The organism is Halomonas sp. WWR20 (assembly GCF_054602495.1).
Window position 1 is genome coordinate 1 of record NZ_JBTRHR010000032.1, and the last position, 514, is coordinate 514.

Below are 514 nucleotides of genomic sequence, written 5' to 3' on the forward strand. Positions count from 1 at the left end.
TCAATGCGAATGTCGGGGCACCTCGGCGCCGCGGCAGCCGACCAGGAAGTCGAAATCGCAGCCCTCGTCGGCCTGCAGCACCCGCTCGATATACAGCTGGCGATAGCCGCCTTGACTGGCAATCGTGCGCGAAGCTTCGGTGGGATCGTTTTCGGCCAGGCGCGTCTCAAGTTCCGCGTCGCTGATATCGAGGTGCAGCTTGCCTGAATGGCAATCGAGCTCGATCCAGTCGCCATTACGCACTGCGGCCAGCGGGCCGCCGGCGGCGGCCTCCGGGGCGACGTGCAGCACCACGGTGCCGTAGGCGGTGCCGCTCATGCGCGCATCGGAGATACGGACCATGTCGGTGATGCCCTGCTCAAGCAGCTTGGCCGGCAGGCCCATGTTGCCGACCTCGGCCATGCCGTGATAGCCGCGCGGACCGCAGTTCTTCATCACCAGCACGCTGTCGGCCGTGACGTCGAGATCGGGGTCGTTGATGCGCGCCTTGTAGTCGTCGAAATCCTCGAATACC

1 pseudogene is annotated in these 514 nt (G+C 65.2%); it reads right to left on the minus strand.

Features of this window, described 5'->3' with window-relative positions:
- A pseudogene (locus tag ACW4DH_RS19000) lies at window positions 1-514 on the minus strand (dihydroxy-acid dehydratase); the annotation flags it as partial.